The sequence below is a fragment of the uncultured Algibacter sp. genome (genome assembly GCF_905480415.1).
GTDB lineage: Bacteria > Bacteroidota > Bacteroidia > Flavobacteriales > Flavobacteriaceae > Algibacter_B.
Genome location: NZ_CAJQQI010000156.1, coordinates 1 through 6,866, shown reverse-complemented (window position 1 = coordinate 6,866; position 6,866 = coordinate 1). Strand labels below are relative to the sequence as shown.

Annotated in this window: 7 protein-coding genes and 2 pseudogenes; 7 read left to right on the top strand and 2 right to left on the bottom strand. The window is 31.2% G+C overall.

Features of this window, described 5'->3' with window-relative positions:
* Positions 1-311, bottom strand: a pseudogene (locus QZ260_RS10750) (hypothetical protein); the annotation flags it as partial.
* A 129-nt stretch (positions 312-440) separates the two neighbouring features.
* On the opposite strand from QZ260_RS10750, the gene QZ260_RS10745 reads away from it, so the two are divergent.
* The 7 genes from QZ260_RS10745 to QZ260_RS10715 all read left to right on the top strand — a co-directional run bounded on the left by QZ260_RS10745 (position 441) and on the right by QZ260_RS10715 (position 6,345).
* Positions 441-1,865, top strand: coding sequence for an AAA family ATPase (locus QZ260_RS10745; protein WP_295986006.1), 1,425 nt, complete (start codon positions 441-443; stop codon positions 1,863-1,865).
* Positions 1,866-1,993: 128 nt separating this feature from the next.
* A complete protein-coding gene (locus tag QZ260_RS10740) occupies positions 1,994-2,569 on the top strand; it encodes a DUF4126 domain-containing protein (protein WP_295986003.1) in 576 nt (191 codons plus the stop codon).
* A gap of 67 nt (positions 2,570-2,636) precedes the next feature.
* Positions 2,637-3,350 (top strand): 3-deoxy-manno-octulosonate cytidylyltransferase, encoded by a 714-nt coding sequence (gene kdsB, locus QZ260_RS10735; RefSeq protein ID WP_295986008.1) that lies wholly within the window; start codon positions 2,637-2,639, stop codon positions 3,348-3,350.
* Positions 3,341-4,045, top strand: a complete 705-nt coding sequence (locus QZ260_RS10730) for an HAD family hydrolase (protein WP_295986001.1) — start codon at positions 3,341-3,343, stop codon at positions 4,043-4,045. Before kdsB ends, QZ260_RS10730 begins: the two co-directional genes overlap by 10 nt.
* Position 4,046: 1 nt before the next feature.
* Positions 4,047-4,664: a CatA-like O-acetyltransferase gene (locus QZ260_RS10725; RefSeq protein ID WP_295985999.1), complete on the top strand. Its 618-nt coding sequence runs from the start codon at positions 4,047-4,049 to the stop codon at positions 4,662-4,664.
* A gap of 48 nt (positions 4,665-4,712) precedes the next feature.
* Complete coding sequence (locus tag QZ260_RS10720) at positions 4,713-5,795, top strand: iron-containing alcohol dehydrogenase family protein (RefSeq protein ID WP_295985994.1); 1,083 nt, start codon at positions 4,713-4,715, stop codon at positions 5,793-5,795.
* 1 nt (position 5,796) lies between these two features.
* Positions 5,797-6,345, top strand: a complete 549-nt coding sequence (locus tag QZ260_RS10715) for a 1-acyl-sn-glycerol-3-phosphate acyltransferase (protein ID WP_295985992.1) — start codon at positions 5,797-5,799, stop codon at positions 6,343-6,345.
* Between the two features lie 170 nt (positions 6,346-6,515).
* Here the strand turns inward: QZ260_RS10715 and QZ260_RS10710 are convergent.
* Positions 6,516-6,866, bottom strand: a pseudogene (locus QZ260_RS10710) (hypothetical protein); the annotation flags it as partial.

Here is a 6,866-nt window from a genome sequence, read left to right as displayed (position 1 = left end):
GTATCAATAAACTTTATTAAGCCATCAAAATCTTTAGCAAATTTACCAGTAACCTGTCTGTGCGCTAATTGAGAATCTCTAATATCTTTCAAACTCTCAATAACTATAGAGTAACGCTTATTTTTTACTTTATTAAATTGAATTGGCTCATAAATAGACATATAAGTCTGATATCCTAAAAATGCAATTAATAACCAAAGTACTATATTCAAAATAGGTTTAAACTTAGATGGTATAAATTTATCAACTAACTTAACTAAGCCAATTGTAACTAAAATAACTGCAACTGCAATGAGAATAAATTTTAACATAGTATGTTCTTTAAATAAAAGTTTAGTAAATGGTATTTAGCAAATCTACAATTTTTTTTTAATCGTTAAAACCAAAGTGAGTAAAAATCATTTCTATCTTTGAATAAAATTTAAATTTTTTAAAACTAAATGACCTCATCTGAATTTTATTCGCTTATAAGACAACAATTTCCATTCGAGCCTACGATAAAACAAAATATTGTCTTACAACAATTATCTGAATTTATTTTTTCTAAGGCTCCAAATTTGCTTTATGTATTAAAAGGTTATGCCGGAACAGGAAAAACTACGATTGTTGGGGCTATTGTGTCAAATTTATGGAAAGCTAAAAAGAGTGCCGTTTTAATGGCACCAACGGGTAGAGCGGCAAAAGTGATTGCTAATTATTCAGGTAAGGAAGCATTTACGATTCATAAAAAAATATATTTCCCTAAAAAAGAAAAAAATGGAGGTGTAAAATTTGTGTTGCAACCCAACAAGCATAAAAACACCATTTTTATTGTAGATGAGGCTTCAATGATTTCTGATACTCCTGGAGAATCAAAATTATTCGAAAATGGTTCTTTATTAGACGACTTGATGCAATATGTATATTCTGGTCATCAATGTAAGTTGTTGTTAATTGGTGATACAGCGCAGTTACCGCCAGTAAAGTTAGACTTAAGTCCGGCTTTAGATGAAAGAACTTTAGCCTTAAATTATAATAAGGAAGTTACTAAAATGGAACTTGATGAAGTGGTACGTCAAGAACAGGGTTCTGGTATTTTAGCAAATGCCACGGTTTTACGTGAAACGTTATTAAATACCTATTTTGATTCATTTAAGTTTGACTTGTCAGATTACACAGATATTATCAGACTAGTTGATGGTTATGAAATTATGGATGCTATTAATGATGCTTACAGCGAATTAGGTAAGGAGGAAACCGCCATAATTGTAAGAAGTAATAAGCGTGCCAATTTATACAACCAACAAATAAGAAATAGAATTTTATTTAATGAGCATGAATTAACAGCTGGCGATTATTTGATGGTTGTGAAGAATAATTATTTTTGGGTAAAGCCAACTAGTGATGCTGGTTTTATAGCAAATGGTGATATTATTGAGGTTCTCGAAATCTTTAGTATTCAAGAGCTCTATGGTTTTCGCTTTGCGGAAGTAAAAATAAGAATGGTAGATTATCCTAAAATGATTCCTTTTGAAACGGTCTTACTTTTAGATACTATTGCGGCTGAAACACCATCATTACCTTATGAAGACTCTAATAGATTGTATCAAGAAGTCATGAAAGATTTTGAGAGTGAAACGAGTAAATATAAAAAGTTTTTAAAAGTTAAAGGCAACAAACACTTTAATGCGCTACAAGTTAAATTTTCTTATGCTATTACGTGTCATAAATCACAAGGTGGGCAGTGGGATACTGTTTTTGTAGAGCAACCTTATTTACCAAATGGTATAGATAAAGAATATTTACGTTGGTTATATACTGCGGTAACGAGAGCTAAAGTGAAATTGTATCTTATTGGTTTTACGGACGATTTTTTTGAGGAATAATAAAAAATCACAGTTAATATTCAATTTGTGCTGATTTTGAAATTTTGTGTTTTGAAGAGTTTTATTCAGATAATTACTATATTTTAAAATTAATAGGTATTATAAATTTTTCTTTAGGATATAGGACTATGACATTTGAAACCATTATTAGTATTTGCCTAGGAATTGGTTTATCTGCATCCGTGGGCTTTAGAGTGTTTTTACCCTTATTCGCATTGAGTGTGTCATCTTATTTTGATGTTTGGCAACTTAATGAATCTTGGGAATGGATTGGAAGTACAGCAGCTTTAATTACTTTAGGTGCCGCTACTATTGTTGAAATAGTTACCTATTTTATCCCATATATCGATAATGTATTGGATAGCGTTACAGTACCATTGGCTGCACTAGCAGGCACTGCTATTATGTTGTCTACGGTCGCAGATTTAAGTCCTGTAATTACGTGGTCTTTAGCTATTATAGCAGGTGGAGGTACAGCGGCGGTAGTAGCAGGAACATCTAGCACAACAAGACTAACCTCAACATTAACAACTGGAGGAGTGGCAAACCCAGTAGTTTCAATGATTGAAACAGGAACCTCAGTTATAATGTCTATTGTTTCTATCTTTCTGCCTATAGTAGGGGCGGTTTTAGTTATTTTTATATTATTTGTAGTTTTCAAACTATATAAAAAGTTTAAAACAACTAAGATTAAAAACCAATAATATTTGGCTATTTTTGAAAATAGAATTTACTTAAACAAATAAATTTATATCTGTGAAAATAATTTCAATGATTCCCGCACGTTATGCTGCATCACGTTTTCCTGGTAAACTTATGCAAGATCTTGGAGGTAAAACGGTTATTCAAAGAACTTACGAAGCCACTGTTGCTACAAAATTATTCGATGATGTTTTTGTTGTTACCGATAGCGATATTATTTACAATGAAATTGTAGATAATGGCGGAAAAGTGATAATGAGTAAAAAGGAGCATGATTGCGGCAGTGATAGAATAGCTGAAGCTGTCGAGTTAATGGATATTGATATTGTTATCAATGTACAAGGAGATGAGCCTTTTACTGATAGAGAATCATTATCAAAACTTATTGAAGTTTTTAAAAACGATAATGATAAAAGTATTGATTTGGCGTCTTTAATGGTCCATATTACTGATGAAGATGAGATTAATAATCCCAATACAGTAAAGGTTATTGTGGATCAATCAAATTTCGCACTTTATTTTTCACGAAGCCCAATTCCATACCCAAGAGATCATAATGTAGGTGTAAAATATTTTAAACATAAAGGTGTTTATGCATTTAGAAAGGAAGCTATTTTAGATTTTTATAAATTACCAATGCTTCCGCTGGAAGCTTCTGAGAAAATAGAGTGTATTCGTTATTTAGAGTACGGAAAGCGTATAAAAATGGTTGAAACAGATGTTCAAGGTGTTGAAATAGACACTCCTGAAGATTTAGAACGCGCAAAGAAAATATGGAAGTAAATTACCAAAACATTAAAGTAATAGGCTTTGATGCTGATGACACCCTTTGGGTTAATGAAACCTATTTTAGAGAAGCAGAAAAAAAATTCACTAATCTTTTATCTCAATATGAAACTCCAAATAAAATAGATCAAGAGCTTTTTAGAATGGAAATGGATAATTTGCCACTTTATGGTTATGGGGTAAAAGCCTTTACATTATCTATGGTTGAATCAGCTTTAGAACTATCAAATTATAATATTTCAACAAAAACTATTGAAGCCATTTTGAATATAGGTAAAGATATGTTGAATAAACCTGTTGAATTATTAGAAGGAGTAGAAGAAGTTTTAAAAGTTCTATCAAAAAAATACAGACTCATATTAGCCACAAAAGGCGATTTATTGGACCAAGAACAAAAATTAGAAAAGTCTGGTTTAACAGATTATTTTCATCATATAGAAGTTTTAAGCGATAAAAAAGAAGCTAATTATTCAAAATTATTAAATCATTTAGATATTAATCCTTCTGAATTTTTAATGATAGGAAATTCATTAAAATCTGATATTTTACCTCTAGTAAATATAAAGGCACATGCCATTCATGTCCCTTTCCATACTACTTGGGCTCATGAAGAAGTCACTGAAGAAGAAACTAATGGTAAAAATTATAAAACCATTAATAGTTTAACAAGCTTATTAAAATTGTTAAATTAATATGAAATATATTGATTTAAATACTTGGAACAGAAAGGCACAATATGAGCATTTTATTAAACTATTAGACCCCTATTTTGCTGTTACCGTTCCTTGTGATATCACAAAAGCTTATAATTTTTCAAAAGAAAATAATTTGAGTTTTTTTGGTAAATATTTACACGATTGTATGAAGGCTATTAATGATGTAGATAATTTGAAGCTTCGAATTGAAAATGAAAAAATTGTTGAATATCCCTTAATACACGCATCTGCAACTATTATGCGAAACGATAAAACTTTTGGTTTTTCATTCATTGAGTTTGATCCTGATTTAAGTATTTTTGTAAAAAACATAGCAAATGAGAAGCATAGAATAGAAAATACAGCAGATCTGTATCCGCCAAAAAATGGATTAGACTGTATTCATTGTTCGGCGATGCCTTGGTTAAATTTCACGGGGCATAAGGAACCTTTTTCAGGGAATTTAGATTCTGTACCTAAAATAGCCTTTAGTAAAGTTTCTAATGTGCAAGAGACTCTAAATATGAATGTATCAATAAGTGTTAACCATGCTTTGGTGGATGGCTATCATATTGGAGAATTTTTTGAAAGATTTCAAAATTATTTAAACCTATAGAATTTAAAATAATGGTATTTTTACCATCTGTAAAAGAAAATATGTTAAATGAGTTATAAAAACTTTCCAATGGTGCCAAGAGTTATTTTTGGCAGAGGTAGTTTCAATCAATTAAACGAACTTTTAGCTCCAAAACGCTTAAGCATCAATGCGCCTTTTATTTACTTAATTGATGATGTGTTTAAAAATAACACATGGTTATTATCAAGAATTTCATTGGCATATGATGATAGAATCATTTTTGTTTCAGCTGATGAAGAACCTAAAACGGCTCAAGTCGACACCCTAGTTGAAGATATTATATTAAAAGATAAAGAGCAGCCTTCTGGTATTATTGGAATAGGAGGTGGAACATTGTTAGATTTAGCCAAAGCAGTTTCTATTATGTTAACTAACAATGGTGAAACTAAAGATTATCAAGGTTGGGATTTAGTTAAAAATCCTGCAATCTATCACGTTGGTATACCAACAATTTCTGGCACAGGTGCCGAAGTTTCAAGAACAACGGTATTAACTGGTCCAGAACGAAAATTAGGAATTAATTCTGATTACACACCTTTTGATCAAGTTGTTTTAGATTCAGAACTTACAAAAGAGGTTCCAAAAGACCAATGGTTTTATACAGGAATGGATTGCTATATTCACTGTATTGAGTCTTTAACTGGTACGTACCTTAATGCTTTTAGCGAAAGCTACGGCAAAATGGCATTAGATTTGTGTAAAGAAATATTCTTAGAAGGTAATCTTTCAGAAGTCGAAGCTCAAGAAAAACTTATGATGGCCTCATGGCATGGTGGTATGAGTATAGCGTATTCACAAGTAGGAATTGCACATGCAATGAGTTACGGCTTGTCCTATTTACTAGGCACAAAACATGGTGTAGGTAACTGTATCGTTTTTGATCACCTAGAAGCCTTTTACCCTGAAGGTGTCAAGCTTTTTAAGCAAATGAAAGCCAAGCATAAGGTTACATTGCCTCAAGGTATTTGTGCAGATTTAAACGACAGAGAATACGATATAATGATTGATGTTGCTTTAAGTCTTGAACCGCTTTGGGAAAATGCAATTGGCAAAAACTGGAAAAAAATAATTACAAGAGAAAAATTGAGGACTTTATACCAAAAAATGTAATATGAAATGGCTCGCCAAAATTATTTATTTTAAAATTCTAGGTTGGCAAGTCATTGGTAACACTACATTCTCAAAAGAAACAATAAAAAAAGCCATAATTATAGCAGCTCCACATACGAGTTGGCACGATTTCTACATTGGTGTATTACTGCGATCCATAACAGGTATAAGAACAAATTTTATTGGAAAGAAAGAACTATTTGTATTTCCGTTAGGGTTGTTTTTTAGGGCTTTAGGAGGTGCTCCAATCAATAGACAGTCTAATGAGAATAAAGTAGAGGCTATTGCTAAATTATTTGATCAATACAATGAATTTAGAATGACTTTAGCTCCAGAAGGAACAAGAAAGAAAGTAACATCTTGGAGGACGGGTTTTTACTATATAGCAAAACAAGCCAAAGTACCAATCATTATGTTTACACTTGATTTTGGAAACAAACAAAATAAAATTTCAGAGCCTTTTTACCCAACTGATGATGTTGAAGCAGATTTTGAATATATGTATAACTTTTACAAAGGCGTAAAAGGTAAAGTTGTTAAATATTCTTAATCTTCACTGCTTCTTTTGGCATAAAATTTGCTCTACATAAAGTATAAGCATATGAAACATAAAGTAAACATTTGATTGTTCCTAAAAAGAAACATGTGCTACACCAAAACAAAAGCTACTCCAATTACGAAGTAGCTTTTTTATTTTTAGCTTAAAAAAATTAAGTAGTCTTACTTAATTTCCTTAATAGCATTATCTATAAGTATTCTTAAATGCTGTTTGTGGGCCCTTGAAGCTATGTTCCCTGAAGGTGCTGCCATAGCTCTAATCCCTTTTAAATTATACAATGCCATAGATTTTGCACTATGTGTATATTTACTACTTTGCTTTCCTATTAACACTCCAATCAACATGTTGGTATATTCCAATTGCAGATTTTGTCTAAACGAATTCACAGAACTATATATGTCAGACTTAAAAATGGCATTGTTTAAATCTGTCATAAACGTAGACAGCTTGTATTTGTTTCCATATAATTCAGAATCTGTAATACGTTGTAATGTATTTGGGTGTAAAATATG